This is a genomic window from Occultella gossypii, assembly GCF_019947135.1.
Taxonomy (GTDB): Bacteria; Actinomycetota; Actinomycetes; order Actinomycetales; family Beutenbergiaceae; genus Occultella; species Occultella gossypii.
Genome location: NZ_JAGSHT010000016.1, coordinates 61,862 through 80,163 on the forward strand (window position 1 = coordinate 61,862; position 18,302 = coordinate 80,163).

The following is an 18,302-nucleotide window of genomic DNA, read 5'->3' on the forward strand; positions in this document are numbered from 1 at the left end:
AACGCAAGAATCGATGGAAGTTTCTTCGGATCAGGAGTTGGTCGCGCGGACGAGGTTGAAGGTGACCTGATCGACCCGTCCGGCGGCCCCGGTGTCGGGGTCGACGTACTGCACGCCTACGGTGTGTTGACCCGCGTTGAGCCTTGGGGCACCCTGCTCCGGCCAGCACCGCGTCACCTGACCCCAGCCGTCACCGAGGTCGTCCTCGATCGCGTGCTCCGACTCGCGGACTTCGGTGTCGAGGATGAACCTCACATGCTCGAGATACTCCCCCGCCACGGTGATGTTGATGCCACCGAGCACATCGCCGCACTGCAGCAGCGGCTGGTACCGGATCTCGTCGCCGTCCTCCAGATCCAGGACGGGGGCTTGGAAGAGGTACGGTCCCACCGGCGCCGTGGGGGTCGAGGCATCACTGACGTCATCCAGAGCGCGGTTGGCGGCGGCGGAGTCGACGCCCGGGCCGGCATCAGCGCCCGCATCAGGCAGCGTCTGGGTCGCGCGGTACCAGGTCTCTTCCCCGTCCGTGGCCGGGGCCGGGATCGCTGACCATGACTCGTCGTCGGCCACGACTGCCGTCGCCACCGTGACGTCGGCATCGTCGAGGATCGTGATGGTCGCACCCGGCTCCCCCACACCGGAAAGCTCCGGCGAGACGAGCACAGGACCAGTGTCCGTGCCGACGAGGGTCACGGCCACTGGTGGGTCGGGCTCGACCGGGCCCGGGTCAGTGGGCTCGTCCGTGGGGTCGGGGTCGACCGGCGTGGGATCGACGGGAGTCGGGTCGACAGGGGTGGGATCGACCGGGGTGGGCGTCTGATCCGTGGCCGGCGGCGTGGGGTTCGTTCGGACGACGGGCCTCGTGGGGACGGGCGCCGTCCTCACCGGCGGACTCGTCGGCGACGTCGGGGTGGCTGTCGGGTTCGGGGTCGGCAATGTAGTTGTCGGCGCGTCCGTCGGCGTCGCGCTCGGGTCCGGGTCGGCGGTGGCGGTGGCGGTGGCGGTGGCGACGATCGCCCCCGGGTCGGTCCCTGCGCCGGGCGGCGCGGGCGGGTTCGACCAGGCCACCGCCGCAACGACGACGAGCGCGACCATCGCAACGGACGTGCCCGCGACGATCGGGTTCGCCTTCACCACGCGTCCGACCGTGCGTGCCGCGGCGAACCCACCTGACGCGGCGCCCGTCTTCGCGACTGTTGTCCCGGCCGCGCCAGCGGCCTTCGTCGCGGCGCCGGCACCGGCGGCGCCCCCGAGCACGATGCCGGCCTTGACCACGGCCGAGGTCAGGAAGAACAGCGGCAGTGTGACGACCACCGGCACGAGCACGGCGCCGAGCTTCTCCGAGACCGCCGTCAGCTCGAGCGCGACAGCGCTGCAGTCCACGCACCCCTGGAGGTGGTTCTGCACGGCGAGTCGGCGTCGCGCCGTGAGACGCCCGGTCTCGTAGTCCCCCAGTTGCGGGACGACCTTGGCGCACTCCGCGGGCAGGTCGGTGCGCCGTCCGGCACCGACGTGTGCCTGCAACCAGGCCGACCGGAACCCGCTGCGCGCCCGGGAGGCCAGCACGGCCACCGCCGTCGGCTTGATCCCCATCTCCTCGGACAGCGCCGCGGGACCGTAGCCCTCGACCTCGGTCAGCCAGAGGACCTGCTGCCAGCGGGCCGGCAGGGACCTGAACGCGTCGGTGACGATGCCCCGTTCCAGGACGTCGTCGCTGGCGTCGGCGACCACCATCGGTTCGACTGCTCCAGCGACGTCGTCCAGATCGTCGACCGGGATCTCACCGACCCGCCGGGACCGGTCGATCGCCACGTTGCGCAGGGCACCGAAGAGATACGGGGCGAAACCCTGCGTGGGCCCGCCTCCGGATCGGATCGCGCGGAGCACCCCGACGAACGCGTCCTGCACGACGTCCTCAGCGTGCTCGCCGGCGCCGTTGCGCTTGGCCGACCGCACCGCCTGGTCGCGATACCGGTCGTAGAGCACGGCAAAGACCGCCACGTGCCCGGCCCGGACCTCGTCGAGGAGGCTCTCGTCAGTCTCCTCGCGCCAGTCCCTGGCTTCGGCCACCTGACGAGGGAAGCCCAACGCCATCTGTGCCATGCATGCCCTTTGGTGGGTTCAGGCCTCCAAGGGTAGGTGACTCCAAGGGGTCGCCCGGTCAGTGCGCCTGTCCCGAGCCGGGCTGCCCGGCGTCGAAGTAGGCGACGAGGTCCTCCTCCAACGGGGGCACCGGCAACGCGGAGCCGTCGCCGCGCAGCGACGCGGTGGCCACGATCCCGGCGGCCACGGCCTCACGCGCCGCGACCGGGGACGTCTCGGTTCGACCGCCGTCCCGCACGAACCGCAGGAACTCGCTGATCAGCATTGAGTCCGCGCCGCCGTGCCCGCCGATACCGGCGGGGACCTCGACGCTCTCGTCCGGTTCGCCGGTGCCGTTGTGCCGGCGGTTCCACAGGTGCACCCGGGCGCCCGCGGCGTCCCCGGTGTTCTCGATCCGTCCCTGCGTGCCGATCACGGTGTAGTTGCGCCAGTAGTCCGGCGTGAAGTGACACTGCTGGTACGAGGCCAGCACCCCGCCGTCGAGCACCATGTTCATCATCGACAGGTCCTCGACGTCGATGATCGGGTGCAGGCCACGCTGGGCGCTCGGCGGCCAGTTGTCGAGGCTGAACCAATCCGTCATGCGCTCGTCGGACCGGTCGGCGCGGTCGGTGACGTCGCCGTAGACGCTCAGCGCCCCGACAGCAGCGACCCGGCGGGAGTAGCCACCGGCCAACCAGTGGATGACGTCGATGTCGTGCGCGCCCTTCTGCAGCAGCAGGCTCGTGCTGCGGCTACGGTCGGCGTGCCAGTCCTTGAAGTAGTAGTCGCCGCCGTGGCCCACGAAGTGCCGGCACCAGATGGCCTTGACCTCGCCGATCCGGCCGTCGTCGATCAACTCCTTCATCACCGTGATCACGGGCATGTGCCGCATGTTGTGGCCGACGTACAGGCGGGCACCGGTGCGGCGGGCGGTGGCCAGGATCCGGTCGGTGTCCTCGATGCGGACCGCGAGCGGCTTCTCGCAGAACACGGCCACGCCCGCCTCGAGCGCGGCGAGGACCGGGCCGGCGTGCCGATCGTCGGGGGTGAGCACCATGACGGCGTCCACGCCGTGGTCGAGCAACTCGCCCAGGTCCGCGGTGATCAGGGCGTCCGGGAACGCCGTGCCGGCTTCATCCCGGGCCCGTGCACTCGGGTCGCACACCGCCACTACTTCCGCGCCGGCCCCCTGCCGGTGCGCCTCCCGTGCCAGCGGCCCCCGGGCCCCGTACCCGATCACGCCGATCCTCAGGTCCCTCACGTGCCACCACTCCCGCTCGGTTCACGCCCGACGCCACGCCGGGTCCGACCCGAGCATAGGCGGGGAGCGCGTCCGGGCGTGGGGGGCCCCGCACCCGCCGCGGGGGGGGGGGGGCGGCCCCGCCCCCCCCCGCCCCGGGGGGGCTGCGGGCGGGGGGGTTCCCCCCGCACCGCGCGGGGGGTCCCCGGCCCCCAGCGCCGCGAACCTCTGCCCGTGGCGCCCGGGATCCGGGCCACCCGCGGCCGAACGATCAGCTCAGTTCCAGGTCCCCGTGGGCGCCACGTACGACGGCGGTCAGGGCGGGTTCCTCCCCGGCGTCGACAGCGAGGTCCACGCCAAGCAGATCGAGCACCTGCCGAGCCCGGGCGGCATCGGGGTGCCGGCCGCGCATGGCCTCCAGTTCCACCGTGGGCAGGTCCCCCTGTCCGGGGTTGCGGGTGGTGCCCCAGTCGATGAGGAACGGCAGCACCGGGTCGGGTCGGCCCTCGAGCACCCGGGTCAATCGCCAGGACAGCACCTCACCGTCGGGCTTGGTGCGCGAGAGCGGCCGGATCGCTCCGGTGTCGTGACCGCCGCTGGCCGCTCGCGCCACCGTCTCCTCGATGTCGTCGGGGTGGACGGCGAACGTGGCCAGCCCGGGTGCGTCGCGCTCGTCGATGCCGAACGTGGTGACGGGCCCGGTGGTGGTGCGGTCCGGGTCGGGGCCGATCAGTTCCAGGTAGTGCGGGCCGCGCCGCCCGGCGACCGTGAACGCGACGAGCGCATTGGCGGTGCCAGTGGGGTGCGTCCCGCCGGGCACGGGCTCCACGCCGGTGGCCTCGGTGAACCACGACACCAGCTCAGCCAGGGACGGCCCAGCCAGGACCAGATGGTCCAGGATCGCGGGGACGCTCACGCGCTCGCCCGGCGCCTGGGCAGCCTGGGCTCGCCGAGAGAGAGCATCAGCCGGTTCGCCCAGTTGAAGAACGCGGAACCGTTGATCACGTCGACGATCTCCTCGTCCGCCAGGCCCGCCTCGCGCAGGGCCCGCACGTGACTGCCGTCGAAGGTCGGCGGCGTCGCGGTGAGCGCGACGGAGGCGGCCACGATCGCGTTCCAGCGAGGATCGAGATCGGTGGTCACACCGTCGGCGAGGAGGCGATCCACGTCCGCGTCGCGGCCGGATTCCTTGACGGCGAGCCGCGCGTGCACGGAGGCGCAGAAGACGCAGCCGTTGACCCGGGAGGTCGCCGCGGCCGCGAGTTCGCGCTCGGCCCGCGGCAGTCCGCCGTCGGTGTTGTAGAAGATGTCGAGGTCGGTGCGGGTGCGGGCGCCGAGCACCTCGGGGTCGCGGGCGAGCAGCGCGAAGTAGTCGTTCTTCGCGCGGGCGGGCTCCACGAGCCCCTCGTAGTGCCGCTCGGTGAGTTCGTCCTCGCGCAACGGGGTGAGCCACGGCAGCCAGCCGAGCGGCTCGCGGGTGAAGGCCTCGGGGTGCGCCACGTCGTGGTGGATGGTGACGCGCTCCGCGGCCCGCTCGGCGACTCCGGCGGTCTCGGTCGTCTCGGCGGTCTGCGTCGTCTCGGTCATGGCTCAGGCCTCCGTGGTGGCCAGCACGCGCAGGCCGTGGACTTCGCGGATCTGGTAGGACAGGAACGCCACCAGCTGGGACAGGGTGACCACGCCGGTGGTGGACCAGCCGGCGTCCAGCAACCGCTGCAGCGCCTCCGGGCTGGCCTCCCGTGGACGGAACACGAGCAGGTGGGCGTGTTCCAGCGCCGCGCTCAGGCGACTGCCGAGCTCCAGCGCACCCTCCTCGGACACGGCGAACCGGGGGCCGTCGCTCGACTCCGCGGCCAGGCCGGTCTCGGCGTAGGTGCCATAGGGCCCGGTCGTCAGTCCTGCGTCCGCCTGCGTCACGACCAGGGCGAGCAGGTTCGCGTCGACGGCGCCCAGCGCCACCGCGTAGTGGTCCGCGAGCTCCTCCTGCCGGTGCAGGCGGCTCACGAACGCCGCGACCGCCAGGCGCTCGACCCTGGTGACGTCCGCGGTGTCCACCGGGGTGAACAGCGCGTCGTAGGTGCGTTGGCTGTTCTCCTTCGCCGCAGGGCGGGAGTCGCGGATCCGGTCCAGGTGGTCCCCGGGTGCCACGTCCAGCACCGTGTTGATGACGTCAGGCATCGTTCTCCTTCATGGTCGAGAGGGTGGTGCGGCTCGCCCTCACCGGGCCGCGGCTGCATGGTCGCGCCCATGGCCGGGGGCAGGCGCCCAGCCCAGCGCCGGGGCAACCTCCCGGGCCGTCAGTTGGATGGACCGCAGGATGTAGGCGTGCGGCGGGTCGATGGAGTGCACCTGGAACGACAGGTGCGTGGCCCGGGCGAGCGCGGAGTCCGCGCCGAGCGTGGCGATGACGGCGGCCGGGTCGCCGACATGGGCGTCCGTGGCTGCGATCAGCTCGTCGACCGAGAGGGCGGCCGGGTCCTGGCCGGTGATGGTCCGGACGAAGCCGGCGCCGCGCAGGCCGGTCTCGGCGAACGCCCGGGCCTGGTCGTGGTCGTCGGCCACGAACAGCGAGCGGGCCACGCTGATCCGCGGGGCCACGCCGCTGGGCAGGTGCTCGAGGTAGGCGTCGATCAGTTCGTTCTGCACGTCAGCCAGGGACCGTCCGTCCTCGCGCGGCTGGGTACGCGAGAGCATCAGGCCGTGCCCGCGCCGGCCCGCCTCGATCGCCCAGGGTGCGGAGAACGTGGCGATCCAGAGCCGCTGCGCCAGGGACTGCGCGCCGGGGTAGAGAACCGCGCCCTGGCCAACCTCCTCGCCGCCCAGCGCGGCCTCGACGGTCGCGAGGTTCGCGGCGAAGATCTCCCGGCGCTCGGCGAAGTCGAGACCGAAGGTGGCGAACGCCGTCGGCGACCCGCCGGAGGCGAACCCGAGCTCGAGGCGCCCGCCGCTGAGTACGTCGAGCACGACGGCGTCCTCGGCCACCCGCACCGGGGACTCCAGGGCGAGGGTGATCACGCCGGTGGTCAGCCGCACCCGGCTGGTGCGTGCGGCCGCCTGGGCCAGGAACACCAATGGCGAGGGCAGACCGCCCTCGTCGCCGTCGAAGTGGTGCTGCGCCACGGCGACCGCGTCGAAGCCCTCCGTCTCGGCGGTGGTGATCTGCTCCAGGGCGAGCTCGTAGCGCTGCGCGGCCGGAACCTGGTCCAGGACCCGGGTGAAGAACCCGAGCTGCTTGCGTGTCATGTCCAACCTCGTGTCTTCGATACTCATGCGGATGGCTCCTGCGGCAGCCCGGCCGGGGCGAGCCGCCCCGGGATGGCCGCCAGGAGCGCGCGGGTGTAGGGCTCGGCCGGATCCGTGAACACCGACTCGGTCAGCCCGCTCTCCACCACCCGGCCCTGGTTCAGGACGGTCACGGTGTGCGAGATGTGCCGCACCACCGCCAGGTCGTGGGAGATGAACAGGTAGGTCAGGCCGAGGTCGTCCTGGAGCTGTTCGAGCAGCCGCAGGATCTGCGCCTGCACACTCACGTCCAGCGCGGAGACCGCCTCGTCCAGGACCAGCAGCTGCGGCTCGAGCACCAGCGCCCGGGCGATCGCGACCCGTTGCCGCTGGCCACCGGAGAGTTCCGCGGGCCGGCGCGTGGCGAGCCCGGCCGGCAGCGACACCTGATCCAGCAGGGCGGTCACCTTCGCCGCCCGGCCGGCCCGGTCACCGAGACCGAAGTTCGTCAGCGGCTCGGCGATGATGGTCGCCACGTCCTGACGCGGGTCGAGGGAACTGAACGGGTTCTGGTAGACCATCTGCAGCACCCGCCGTAACTGGCGCAACTGCTCCCCGCGGAGCCCGGTGAGCTCCTGCCCGCCGACGGCGATCGACCCCGACGTCGGTGTGTGGAACCCGAGCACCGCCCGCGCGATCGTGGTCTTGCCCGAGCCGGATTCGCCCACGATGGCGTGCGTGGTGCCCGGCTGCACCGAGAACGAGACACCGTCGACGGCACGCAGCGGGTCCCGGCCACGGCCCAGGGAGAACTCCTGCACCAGGTCACGCACGACGAGGGTGGGCCGGGCGCCCGCGCCGTGGGCGACGATCCGTTCGGCCTCGGCCAAGGTCCGCCGGCCCGCGGTGGCCAGGGCCGGGGCGTCGGCGAGCAGCTGCCGGGTGTAGGCCGACGTGGGCGCGGTGAGCACCTCGTCCTTCGGACCCTGCTCCTGGACCCGGCCATCCTTGAGGACCACGACGGACGTCGCCCGGTCCGCTGCGACCGCCAGGTCGTGGGTGACCAGCAGGATCGCGGTGCCGAGTTCGGCGCGCAGTTCATCCAGCAGGTCGAGGATGTTGCGCTGCACGGTCACGTCCAGGGCGGAGGTGGCCTCGTCGGCGATGATCAGTTCCGGGTCGAGCGCGATCGCGGAAGCGATCAGAACCCGCTGCTTCATGCCCCCGGACAGTTCGTGCGGGTACTGGCGCGCGCGCAGTTGCGGGTCGGGGATGCCGACCCGCTCGAGGAGCTCGACGACCCGGGCCCGGATAGCCCGCTTGTCACCCCACCGGTGGATCCGGAGCACCTCGCCGAGGCTGTCCCCGATGCGCTTGACCGGGTTCAGGGAGTTGTTCGGGTCCTGTGGCACCAGCCCGATCCGGCTCCCCCGGACCGCCTGCAGCTGTTTGGGCGACCACGCGGTGATGTCCGTCCCGTTGAGCAGGATCTGCCCGGCGGTGACCGATCCGTTCTCGGCCAGCAACCCGATCACGGCCTGCGCGGTGGTGGTCTTGCCGGAGCCGGACTCCCCCACCACGGCCACGACCTCACCGGGGTGGATGCGCAACGACACCTCGTGCACGACGGTGGTCGACTCGTGGCCGCTGGAGTAGGCCACCGAGAGGTCACGGACCTCCAGGACGGGCGCTGCGCCGTCGGGCCCGTCCTGCCCGACGGCGGAACGCGCCCCGGCGAGGGCGCGCACCGGTGCGCTCGCGCCGCTCATGCCCGACCCCGTCGCGCGATGTCGGCGGAGATCCGGTTCGCGGAGAGCACCACAGCCACGACGACGAGGCCGGGCAGGGTGGTCAGCCACCAGGCGGTCGCCACGTAGTTGCGACCCTCGGCGATCATCAGTCCCCACTCGGGGGTGGGCGGCGGTGCGCCGTAGCCGAGGAAGCCGAGGGTGGAGATGGCCAGGATCGCGGTCCCGAACTGCAGCGCGGCGAGAGCGATCACGGCGGTCAGGGAGTTCGGCAGCACGTGCCTGCGGACCACGTTGAAGAAGGTTCCACCGGAGGCGAACGCGGCCTCCACGTAGTCGCTGCGCCGTACCCGGACCACCTCCGACCGGGACAGCCGGGCGAACGCGGCCACCGAGGCTATCCCGACCGCGACCGCGGCCTGGACGGTGCCGAAGCCGAGCAGGATGATCACGCTCAGCGAGAGCAACAGGGTGGGCACGGCCAGCAGCACGTCGACCACCCGCATCAGCACGTCGTCGACGAATCCGCCGACCGAACCCGCGATCACTCCGATCCCGGTGCCCAGCACCAGGCCGACGCTCACCGCGACCAGGGCGCCGGACAGGGAGTGCACGGAGCCGTACACCACCCGGGTGAACATGTCCCGGCCGGTGGCGTCGGTGCCGAACAGATGCTCGCCGCTGGGGCCCTGCAGCGCGGCCGCGGCGTCGCCGGCGGTCGGGCCGTAGGAGGTGAACAGGCCCGGCAGCGCGGCCCAGGCCACCACGATCGCGATGACCAGCCACGGGATCACCTCGGTGACGCGGATCCGGCCGCCGCGGCGCCGGCGGGGCTGAGCGTGCGGCGTCGCCGAACCCGGCAGCGCGGGCGTACCCGGCACGGGCTCGGCCACCTGCGGCAACATCGGGGTCGCCTCGAGGAGTCGGGACTCGGTCATCGGGATGCCCCTACCTGGCGCGCCAGCCGCGGATCGAGCTTCGGGTAGATCAGGTCCACGGCGAGATTGATCAGGACGAACGCGGTAGCGGCGAGCAGCACCACCGCCTGCAGCACCGGGGTGTCCTGGTGGGCCACCGCCTGCTCGGTGATCCGGCCGATGCCCGAGCGCCCGAACACGGTCTCGGTGACCACCGCCCCTCCGATCAGTTCACCGAAGAGGATGCCCGCCATGGTCAGGGTCGGCAGGGTCGCGTTCTTGAGCACGTTTCGCCAGAGCACCCAGGACGGCGAGGCCCCCTTGGCCTGGACCACCCGCACGAACGGCTGGGTGTAGACCTCGTCGATGCTGCGGGTGAGGATCTGCGCGATCGGGGCCGCGATCGGCACCGCGAGGGTCAGGACCGGCAGGATCAGCCCCTCGACCGGACCCGGGTTGATCACGGCGACCCAGCCGAGCCGGAACGAGAAGGACTGGATCAGCACGATGCCGAGCCAGAACACCGGCACCGAGACGAACAGCGACGGCACCGAGCGCAGTGCCGTGCGGATCCAAGCGAAGGAGGCGGAGGCGCTCAGGAACGCGATGGCGAACGCGAGCAGTACGGCCAGGACGAACCCCGCCGCCGCCAGCACGAGCGTCTGCGGGAACGCCTCGGCGATCAGCTGCTGCACCGGGGTGCCGGACTGCACCGAGTACCCGAAGTCGCCCCGGACGAAGCCGGCGAAGGTGTGCAGGTACTGGATCAGCACCGGGTCGTCCACGCCGTAGGAGGCCCGGATGTCGGCGATCTGTTCCGGGGACAGCCCGAGCTCGGGGTTCTCGAACCGGATCATGATCGCGTCCCCGGGCAGCGCCTGGAGCAGCACGAACGCCGCGGTGAACGCGATCCACAGGACGATCAGGGCCTGCCCGAGCCGGCGCGGCACGTAGCCGGTGAGCAGCGCGACCACGCGACCGCCGCCCGTGGGCGGCGTGGAACGCCCGACGGCGCCACTGCCCCGGGTGCGCGGCGCACCCGGGGTGGGTGCGCCGTCGGGCACCCGGACGTCGGTGGGGGCCTCAGCGGTCAAGCCACACCTCGTAGAAACTCGGGCGGCCGACCGACTCGAAGGAGAATCCCGCCACGTCGGTCTGGGAGCCGAACACCTGCGGCTCCTCGAACAGCGGGATCACGTAGGCGTTCTCGGCCAGGTAGGTCTGCACCGCCTGGGAGTTCGCGATCCGGGTGTCGCCGTCGGCCTCTGAGGCGACCGCCTCGAGCAGGGCCTCCAGCTCCGGGTCGGCGATCGTGTCCGTGGCCGGGTCCCGGTTCAGCAGGGTGTTGCGGTTCGTGGAGTAGTACTGGCTCTTGATGACGTCGAGGTCGGCCCGGCCCACCATCGAGTGGTAGATCTGCACCTGGCCGGCGTCCTGGATGGCCTCGGTGTAGGTGCCGGCGTCCGCCCGCAGGATCTGCAGGTCCACGCCGATCTCGGCGAGCTGCTGACTGATCAGCGTGAGCGCCTCGAACGAGCGTGGCTGCGGGGCGGCCTCGTTGACCACGAGGGTCAGGCTCTGGCCGTCCTTCTCACGGATCCCGTCGGCGCCGAGCGTCCAGCCGGCCTCATCGAGGAGGTCGGCGGCCCGCTCGGGGTCGAATGCGTAGTAGTCCTCGAGGTTCTCGTAGCCGAGCGCGGTGCTGCTCAGCGAGGAGGTGGCCAGCGGGTAGTTCTCGGTGTAGATGGTGTCCACCACCTCCTGGCGGTCGATGCCGGCGATGAGCGCCTGCCGCACCCGGATGTCGGACAGGATCGGGTTCGTGAACCGCAGGCTCAGGGAGTTGTTCACGCCGCGGGTCTGCGGCGCGTAGATCTCCAGTCCGGCGCCCGCGACCTGGGCCTCGTCCTGCGCCTCGACGTACCGGATCACGTCGGCCTGTCCGGACGTCAGGGCGCCCACCCGGACGCTGTCCTCCGGGGTGACCGTGACCTGCACCTCGTCCACGTACGCACGGCCCTGGTTCTCGCGAGAAGCCGGCGCCCAGGCGTAGTCCTCGCGAGCACCGAGCGTGACACTCGTGCCGATCTCCTCGGCGGTGATCACGAACGGTCCCGAGCCGATCACGTTCTGGCCGTTGCCGGGCCCGAAGTCCTCGAACGCTCCCTCCAGTGTGCTCGCCGAGACCAGGCCGGAGTTGATCGTGGACGTGGCCTGCAGGAAACCCGGGGCCGGGGCGGAGAAGTTGAAGACCACCGTGTCCGCGTCCACCACCTCGCTGGAGGCGTAGTTGTTCACCGCCTCGGAGACGGTTAGCGCCCGGTCAGGGTCGCCCAGGCCGTAGAGGTCGAAGTTCGCGGCGACCACCTCGGCGTCCAGCGCTGAGCCGTCGGAGAACGTGACATCGCTGCGCAGGTCGAACGTGTACTGCGTCGCGTCCTCGTTGACCTCCCAGTCGGTGGCGATCCACGGTTCGAACTCGAGCGTCTCCGGGTTCTGGTACACGAGCCGGTCGGTGATGTTGTTGACCAGCCCGCCGTTCGGGTAGAAGCCCGCTGCCGGCGGGTAGAGGGTGTCATGCGGCTGGTGCTCGAGGTAGACGAGGGTCCCGCCCGTGACCGGGTCGCCGCTGGGCTCGCCGTTCCCGCTGCTGTCCCCGCCGTTGGATCCGCACGCGGTGAGAACCAGAGCGAGTGTGGCGCCGAACGCCGCTGCGCCCTGCCATCCGCGGTGGGTTCTGCTCATCGGGGGGTTCCTCTCGTGGCCTGCCTGGGCAGGGGCAGTGCACCCGAATCACGGGTGTCACCTGCGGGACTGTGGGTCGCTCCAGAGTCGCGCTCGTCCGACCGACTCTCAATGTGGTCCCCGTGAGTCTCAGATGATGGACAGCGCGCCTGGGCGGCCCCCTCGCCGGCTCAGCCCTCGACCAACGGCCCCGGCGGCAGCTTGCGCACCTTGCGCCGTCGGCTGCGCCGGGCGGGGATCATCGAACGCATCTCCTCCAGCCTGCCGAAGCACAGCAGCCGGTCCTCGGCCTCGAGCTCGGTGCTGCGCCGCGGGTTCGGGATCACCGAGGTCCCGCGGTGCAGCGTCAGCACGGTGATGTCACGTTCCTCGAGGCCGGAGTCGCCGATGGTGCGTCCCACCAGGTCGGCGCCGGTATGCACGAGCAGCTCCGCGACGCCGTACCCGGTGGAGACGGTCAGCCGCTGCCGCACGTCGATCTCCGGGAACGCGACCTGGTCGGCGATGTGGTCGATGATCGCGCCGGCCACGTCCAGGTTCGTGGCGGTCTCGATGCCCTCAAGGCCCGGGGAGGAGTTCACCTCCATCACGAGCGGCCCGTCGGCCCCTTCGAGCATGTCGACACCGGCGACCCGCAGCCCCATGATCTGCGCCGAACGGACCGCCAGCTCCTCGAACTCCTTGTCTAGCGTGACGGGCTCGACCGAGCCGCCGCGGTGCACGTTCGAACGGAACTCGTCCCCGTGCGCGATCCGGCGCATCGCGGCGACCACGCGGTCGCCGACCACGAGGGCCCGCACGTCCCGACCCTTGCTCTCCACCACGAAGCTCTGGATGAGCACGTTCTGCTTGGTGCTGTGCAGGGTCTCGATGATCGCCTCGGCGACCTTGACCCCGGGAGCGAGGATCACGCCGATGCCCTGGGTGCCCTCGAGCAGCTTGATCACCACGGGCGCCCCGCCGACCCGCTCGATCGCGGGCCGCACGTCCGCGCGGTTGCGCACGAACGCCGTCGCCGGCATGCCGATCTGGTGCCGCGCGAGGATCTGGCTCGCCCGGAGCTTGTCCCGCGCGTTCGAGATCCCGTTCGCCGTGTTCGGCGTGTACACATCCATCTGCTCGAACTGCCGGACGACGGCGGTGCCGAAGTAGGTGATCGAGTTGCCGATCCTGGGCAGGATCGCGTCGTAGTCCGAGATCGGCTTGCCACGGAACTGCAGGTCCGGCTCCGGGCCGGACAGGTCGATGGCGAACCGGAGGGTGTCCAGGACCTTGACCTGGTGCCCACGGTCAGCCGCAGCGGTCCGCAGCCGTTGGGTGGAGTACGCACGGGGCGCGCGCGAGAGGATCGCCAGTTTCATGCTGTTCGCCTGCGAGGATGAGGAGGTGACCGGGCCGACCCATCTAAGCACCCCGACGGGGTGGCGGGAGTGGGTCGCGATGCCCGGGATCGGCGTGCCGTGGGTCAAGGCGAAGATCGACACCGGGGCCCGCTCGAGCGCCCTGCACGCCTTCGGCGTGACCGAGTTCGAGCGCGACGGCGGCCCGTGGGTCTCGTTCATCGTGCACCCTTTGCAGAACTCGGCCCGGGACGAGGTGGAGGTCACCCTCCCCGTGCACGACCGCCGGCTCGTGCGCAGTTCCTCGGGCCACGCCCAGCGCCGGATCGTGGTGCTCCTGGACCTGGTGGTCGCCGCCCGCCCGATCACCGCCGAGGTGACCCTGAGCAACCGGGACCGGATGGGCTTCCGAATGCTGATCGGGCGTGAGGCGCTGCGCCAGGGCTTCCTGGTCGACCCCGGCCGCTCCTACCTCGGCCCGCGCCCGCCGAAGGCGATCCGGCGCCGCCACCGGGCGACCGGGTAGCGGCCCTCTCGCGGCCACCTTGTCCGTGGGATGCGTCACTGACCCGGGTGGCGGGTCAGTGACGCAACGCGCAGGAACAAGCCGATTTCGCCATCTCGCGACCTGCCGAGCGCGTTTGGCCATATCTGCGCGGCGAGGGCTAGCGTCGTTGTCATGCCCCACGCATCATCGACCGGCCTCGGCCGGCTCGGTCTCCCGCCCACCATCCTCGCCGTCCTGTTCGACCTCGACGGCGTACTGACCCAGACCTCGGTGCTGCACCGCACCGCGTGGAAGCAGACCTTCGATCCGATCCTGGCCGCGCATGGTCAGGGCGAGTTCACCGAGGCGGAGTATGCCGCCCACGTGGACGGCCGCCGCCGGTACGACGGCGTGCGTGCCTTCCTCGCCTCCCGCGGGATCCACCCTCCGGAGGGCACCCCCGAGGACGGGCCGGAGGCCGACACGGTCTGCGGCATCGGCAACCGCAAGAACGAGGAGGTCGGTCGCCGGTTGGCGGCCGACGGCGTCGCGAGCTACCCGGGATCGGTCGCCTATCTGCACGCCGTGCGTGCCGCGGGGCTGCGCACCGCGGTGGTGACCGCGTCCGCGAACGGCGCGGACGTGCTCGCCGCGGCCGGCCTGAGCGACCTGCTCGAGGCCCGCATCGACGGCGTGATCGCGGCCCGGGACAACCTCCCGGGCAAGCCCGCCCCGGACACGTTCCTGGCCGGCGCCCGCGCCCTCGGTGTGGACCCGGCGCAGGCCGCGGTGATCGAGGACGCGATCGCCGGCGTCCAGGCGGGCCGGGCCGGGAACTTCGGCTACGTCGTCGGGGTCGATCGCCTCGACCAGGCCGCCGAGCTCGCCGCGAACGGGGCCGACGTCGTCGTCTCCGACCTGGCCCAGCTCCTCGACGAGGAGGCATCATGACCGACTTCACCGGCGTGAACCCCGCGGACCGGGGCAGCAAGGACGCGGACGCGACCGAGTACGAGCGGGACAGCGCGTACCGGGTGGACCCGTGGACGCTTAGCCGCACCGGCCTGGACCTGCACACGCTCGCCGCGAGCGAGTCGCTGTACTCCCTCGCGAACGGCCACATCGGGCTGCGCGGCTCCCTCGAGGAGGGTGAGCCGCGCGCGGTGCCGGGCACCTACGTGAACGGGTTCTACGAGGAGCGCCCGCTTCCGCACGCCGAGTCCGGCTACGGCTTCCCGGAGTCCGGGGAGACCGCCGTCAACGTCACCGACGGCAAGATCATCCGGTTGTTCGTGGGCGACTCCCCGTTCGACATGCGGTACGGCTCGATCGAGCATCACGAGCGGGCCCTTGACCTGCGGTCCGGCACCCTGGACCGGCACACGGAGTGGACCTCCCCCAGCGGCACCCCGGTGCGGGTCACCTCGCGCCGGCTGGTGTCCTTCGCCCAGCGCTCGCTCGCGGCGATCTGTTACGACGTGGAGCCGCTCGACGGCGACGCCTACGTCGCGCTGCAGTCCGACCTGCTCGCGAACGAGTCCGGCTCCACGCCCTCCAGCGACCCGCGCGATGCCGCCCACCTGGACCGGCCACTGCGTGCGGAGTTCGCCGCCGCCCGGGACAGCCGGGCCGTCCTGGTGCACCGGACCCGCCGCAGCAAGCTCCGGGTGGCCGCCGGCATGACGCACCTGCTCGAGGTCCCGGACGAGGTCGAGACCACCATCGAGGCCGCCGGGGATCTGGCCCGCTACACGGTGACGGCGAAGGTCCCGCGCGGCTCCCGGCTGCGGCTGATCAAGCTGGTCGCCTACGGCTGGTCGCACCGACGCTCGGCACCGGCGCTGCGTGACCAGGTGGAGGCGGCCCTGTCCGTCGCGAGGCTGACCGGCTGGGACGGACTCATCGAGCAGCAGCGCAACTTCCTTGACGAGTTCTGGAGCCGGGCCGATGTCGAGATCGACGGCGACCCGGCCCTGCAGCAGGCGGTGCGCGTCTCGATGTTCCACATCCTGCAGTCCGCGGCCCGGGCCGAGGGGCAGGCGATCAGCGCGAAGGGTCTGTCCGGGGTCGGCTACGACGGGCACACGTTCTGGGACGCCGAGGTCTTCGCGCTGCCCATGCTCACCTACACGATGCCCGCCGCCGCGCGTGACCACCTGGTCTGGCGCCACGCCACCCTCGGCGAGGCGCGCGCCCGGGCCAAGGAGCTCGGGCTGCGCGGGGCGGCCTTCCCGTGGCGGACGATCTCCGGCAAGGAGAACTCCGGGTACTGGCCCGCCGGGACCGCTGCCTTCCACGTGAACTCGGCCGTCGCGGCGGCCACGGCGCGATACCTGGCGGTGACCGGTGACAAGGACTTCGAGATCGGGGCCGGCGTGGAGCTGCTCACCGAGACCGCCCGGCTGTGGGCCTCGATCGGGCACTTCAACGGCGACGAGTTCCACATCGACGGGATCACCGGCCCCGACGAGTACACGGCGATCGTCGACGACAACCTCTACACGAACGTCATGGCGGCGGAGAACCTCACCGACGCGGCGGATGCCTGCGAACGCCGTCCGGAGGTCGCCGCGACCCTCGGCGTGGACGCCGACGAGATCGCCCTCTGGCGGCGGGCCGCGGCCGGTGTCGCGATGCCCTACAACGACGACCTCGGGGTGCACGAGCAGTCGCTCGGCTTCACCCGGCACGCCGAGTGGGACTTCGCTACCACGAAGAAGAAGTTCTACCCGCTGCTGCTGCACTACCCGTACTTCCAGCTGTACCGGCGCCAGGTGATCAAGCAGGCGGACCTGACCCTCGCGATGCACCTGCGCGGGGACCTGTTCACGCCCGAGCAGAAGGAACGCAACTTCGCCTACTACGAGGCCCGCACGGTCCGGGACTCGTCCCTGTCCGCGGCCACGCAGGCGGTCATGGCGGCCGAGACCGGACACCTCGAGCTCGCCTACGACTACTGGGCCGAGGTCGCGTTCGTGGATCTGGGCGACCTGCACGGCAACGTCGACGACGGCCTGCACATCGCCGCCATGGGCGGTTCCTGGATGGTCGCGGTGGCCGGCTTCGGCGGGATGCGCGATCACGGCGGCCGGGTGACGTTCGCGCCCCGCCTGCCGCTGGCCCTGCAGCGGATCGCGTTCCAGCTCACCTATGGCGGCAACGTGCTGCGGGTGAGCATCCGCCGCGATGCCGACACGGGCGCCGAGGATGCGACCTACGAGGTCGAGGCCGGCCCGGGTCTGCGGACCTGGCACCACGGCGAGCCGGTCGACGTGCGCCCCGACCAGCCGGTCACCCTGCCCGTACCCGCGGCACCGGACGTCGAACCGGTCCAGCAACCCGCGCGGCGGGCCCCCAAACGACGACACTCGAACGGACGCTGACCCGGAGATGAATCACGCCCTGCCCGCTGCGCCGAACCATCTGCCCACCCATGTCCCGAGCACCATGCGGGCCGCCTTCCTCGACGGCCCGCGCACGATCGTGGTCCGCGAGACCCCCGTGCCCACCCCGGGTGACCTCGACGTGCTCGTGGCGATCACCGCCGTCGGGCTGTGCGGCTCGGACGTGCACTTCTACGACCACGGCCGGGTCGGCGACCTCGTCGTCGAAGGGCCGCTGATCCTGGGCCACGAGGCCACCGGCGTGATCGCCGCCGTCGGCGCCGGGGTGCCCCCGGAGCGGATCGGCGAGCGGGTCGCCGTGGAGCCACAACGCCCGTGCCGGCGCTGTCACTACTGCCGCACCGGCCGCTACAACCTCTGCCCGGACATGGAGTTCCCCTCCGCTCCCCCGGTCGACGGTGCGTTCGCCCAGTACCTGGTGGCCCCGGCCGACTTCGCCCACCCGGTCCCCGACGAGGTCTCCGACGCCGCCGCGGCGCTCGTCGAGCCACTCTCGGTGGGGATCGCGGCCGTCCGGAAGGCGGGCGTGGTGCCGGGTTCCAGCGTGCTGATCGCCGGGGCGGGGCCGATCGGGATCCTGACCGCGGTGGCGGCGCGCGCCTTCGGTGCGACCGAGGTGATCGTCTCCGACCCGCTGCCGACCCGCCGCGACATCGCGCTGGCACACGGGGCGACGGCGGTCCTGGACCCGGTCTCCGACGCGCCCCTCGACGGCGTGGTCACCTCGTTCATCGACGCGTCCGGTAACGCCCGCGCGATCGACGCGGGCCTGCGGGCGCTGGCCCCGGATGGGCGGGCCGTGCTCGTGGGCATGGGCGTGGAGCGGATCGACGTGGACCTGTTCCTGCTGCAGAGCCGGGAGCTGAAGATCGAGGGCCTGTTCCGGTACGTCGACACCTGGCCGACCGCGATCAAGCTCGCCGCGTCCGGGGCGATCGACCTGGATGGGCTCGTGTCCGGCACGTTCGGTCTGGACGAGCTGGCACAGGCCATCGCCCGGAACGGCGACGCGGACGTGATGAAGTTCCTGATCGACCCGCGCTGACCGGCCGAACCGATCGGCCTGCACCGGCCGGCACGGCTGACCGGGCGGCACAGCTGACCGGCCCGCTCG

15 protein-coding genes are annotated in these 18,302 nt (G+C 71.8%); 4 read left to right on the forward strand and 11 right to left on the reverse strand.

Going from position 1 to position 18,302, the window contains the following annotated elements; translation table 11 throughout:
• Positions 1-30: 30 nt before the first annotated feature.
• From KCQ71_RS16790 to KCQ71_RS16840, 11 genes are all read right to left on the reverse strand, one after another.
• Positions 31-2,070 (reverse strand): sigma-70 family RNA polymerase sigma factor, encoded by a 2,040-nt coding sequence (locus tag KCQ71_RS16790; RefSeq protein WP_223407973.1) that lies wholly within the window; start codon positions 2,068-2,070, stop codon positions 31-33.
• Positions 2,071-2,161: 91 nt separating this feature from the next.
• The gene (locus KCQ71_RS16795; RefSeq protein ID WP_223407975.1) at positions 2,162-3,346 is read right to left on the reverse strand and encodes a Gfo/Idh/MocA family protein; all 1,185 of its coding nucleotides are present in this window, start codon (positions 3,344-3,346) and stop codon (positions 2,162-2,164) included.
• Between the two features lie 250 nt (positions 3,347-3,596).
• Positions 3,597-4,241, reverse strand: a complete 645-nt coding sequence (locus KCQ71_RS16800; protein WP_223407976.1) for a VOC family protein — start codon at positions 4,239-4,241, stop codon at positions 3,597-3,599.
• Positions 4,238-4,912, reverse strand: a complete 675-nt coding sequence (locus KCQ71_RS16805) for an alkylhydroperoxidase domain protein (protein ID WP_223407978.1) — start codon at positions 4,910-4,912, stop codon at positions 4,238-4,240. The genes KCQ71_RS16800 and KCQ71_RS16805 overlap by 4 nt, the downstream gene beginning before the upstream one ends.
• 3 nt (positions 4,913-4,915) lie before the next feature.
• On the reverse strand, positions 4,916-5,503 hold the full coding sequence (locus tag KCQ71_RS16810) for a CMD domain protein (RefSeq protein ID WP_223407980.1): 588 nt from the start codon (positions 5,501-5,503) through the stop codon (positions 4,916-4,918).
• Between the two features lie 39 nt (positions 5,504-5,542).
• Positions 5,543-6,595, reverse strand: coding sequence for a putative FMN-dependent luciferase-like monooxygenase (locus KCQ71_RS16815; RefSeq protein ID WP_223407982.1), 1,053 nt, complete (start codon positions 6,593-6,595; stop codon positions 5,543-5,545).
• A complete protein-coding gene (locus tag KCQ71_RS16820) occupies positions 6,592-8,316 on the reverse strand; it encodes a dipeptide ABC transporter ATP-binding protein (protein WP_223407984.1) in 1,725 nt (574 codons plus the stop codon). Before KCQ71_RS16820 ends, KCQ71_RS16815 begins: the two co-directional genes overlap by 4 nt.
• Positions 8,313-9,200, reverse strand: a complete 888-nt coding sequence (locus KCQ71_RS16825) for an ABC transporter permease (protein ID WP_372454054.1) — start codon at positions 9,198-9,200, stop codon at positions 8,313-8,315. Before KCQ71_RS16825 ends, KCQ71_RS16820 begins: the two co-directional genes overlap by 4 nt.
• Positions 9,201-9,229: 29 nt before the next feature.
• Complete coding sequence (locus KCQ71_RS16830; RefSeq protein WP_223408323.1) at positions 9,230-10,177, reverse strand: ABC transporter permease; 948 nt, start codon at positions 10,175-10,177, stop codon at positions 9,230-9,232.
• A gap of 118 nt (positions 10,178-10,295) precedes the next feature.
• A complete protein-coding gene (locus tag KCQ71_RS16835; protein ID WP_223407988.1) occupies positions 10,296-11,957 on the reverse strand; it encodes a TIGR04028 family ABC transporter substrate-binding protein in 1,662 nt (553 codons plus the stop codon).
• 170 nt (positions 11,958-12,127) lie between these two features.
• Positions 12,128-13,318, reverse strand: coding sequence for a RimK family alpha-L-glutamate ligase (locus KCQ71_RS16840; protein WP_223407990.1), 1,191 nt, complete (start codon positions 13,316-13,318; stop codon positions 12,128-12,130).
• Between KCQ71_RS16840 and KCQ71_RS16845 the strand changes: the two genes are divergently transcribed.
• From KCQ71_RS16845 to KCQ71_RS16860, 4 genes are all read left to right on the forward strand, one after another.
• Positions 13,317-13,823, forward strand: a complete 507-nt coding sequence (locus KCQ71_RS16845) for an ATP-dependent zinc protease family protein (protein ID WP_223407992.1) — start codon at positions 13,317-13,319, stop codon at positions 13,821-13,823. The genes KCQ71_RS16840 and KCQ71_RS16845 overlap by 2 nt on opposite strands.
• A gap of 153 nt (positions 13,824-13,976) precedes the next feature.
• Positions 13,977-14,735: an HAD family hydrolase gene (locus KCQ71_RS16850; RefSeq protein WP_223407994.1), complete on the forward strand. Its 759-nt coding sequence runs from the start codon at positions 13,977-13,979 to the stop codon at positions 14,733-14,735.
• Positions 14,732-17,167: a glycoside hydrolase family 65 protein gene (locus KCQ71_RS16855; RefSeq protein ID WP_223407996.1), complete on the forward strand. Its 2,436-nt coding sequence runs from the start codon at positions 14,732-14,734 to the stop codon at positions 17,165-17,167. The genes KCQ71_RS16850 and KCQ71_RS16855 overlap by 4 nt, the downstream gene beginning before the upstream one ends.
• 7 nt (positions 17,168-17,174) lie before the next feature.
• Positions 17,175-18,233 (forward strand): NAD(P)-dependent alcohol dehydrogenase, encoded by a 1,059-nt coding sequence (locus KCQ71_RS16860; RefSeq protein WP_223407997.1) that lies wholly within the window; start codon positions 17,175-17,177, stop codon positions 18,231-18,233.
• The last annotated feature ends 69 nt before the right edge of the window (positions 18,234-18,302 follow it).

Excerpts from the sequence above, each read along its gene's own strand:
- KCQ71_RS16805 (WP_223407978.1), bottom strand. The coding sequence starts at position 4,912 with ATGACCGAGACGACGCAGACCGCCGAGACGACCGAGACCGCCGGAGTC.
- KCQ71_RS16810 (WP_223407980.1), bottom strand. The coding sequence starts at position 5,503 with ATGCCTGACGTCATCAACACGGTGCTGGACGTGGCACCCGGGGACCAC.
- KCQ71_RS16815 (WP_223407982.1), bottom strand. The coding sequence starts at position 6,595 with ATGAGTATCGAAGACACGAGGTTGGACATGACACGCAAGCAGCTCGGG.
- KCQ71_RS16820 (WP_223407984.1), bottom strand. The coding sequence starts at position 8,316 with ATGAGCGGCGCGAGCGCACCGGTGCGCGCCCTCGCCGGGGCGCGTTCC.
- KCQ71_RS16825 (WP_372454054.1), bottom strand. The coding sequence starts at position 9,200 with ATGTTGCCGCAGGTGGCCGAGCCCGTGCCGGGTACGCCCGCGCTGCCG.
- KCQ71_RS16835 (WP_223407988.1), bottom strand. The coding sequence starts at position 11,957 with ATGAGCAGAACCCACCGCGGATGGCAGGGCGCAGCGGCGTTCGGCGCC.
- KCQ71_RS16845 (WP_223407992.1), top strand. The coding sequence starts at position 13,317 with ATGCTGTTCGCCTGCGAGGATGAGGAGGTGACCGGGCCGACCCATCTA.
- KCQ71_RS16840 (WP_223407990.1), bottom strand. The coding sequence starts at position 13,318 with ATGAAACTGGCGATCCTCTCGCGCGCGCCCCGTGCGTACTCCACCCAA.
- KCQ71_RS16850 (WP_223407994.1), top strand. The coding sequence starts at position 13,977 with ATGCCCCACGCATCATCGACCGGCCTCGGCCGGCTCGGTCTCCCGCCC.
- KCQ71_RS16855 (WP_223407996.1), top strand. The coding sequence starts at position 14,732 with ATGACCGACTTCACCGGCGTGAACCCCGCGGACCGGGGCAGCAAGGAC.
- KCQ71_RS16860 (WP_223407997.1), top strand. The coding sequence starts at position 17,175 with ATGAATCACGCCCTGCCCGCTGCGCCGAACCATCTGCCCACCCATGTC.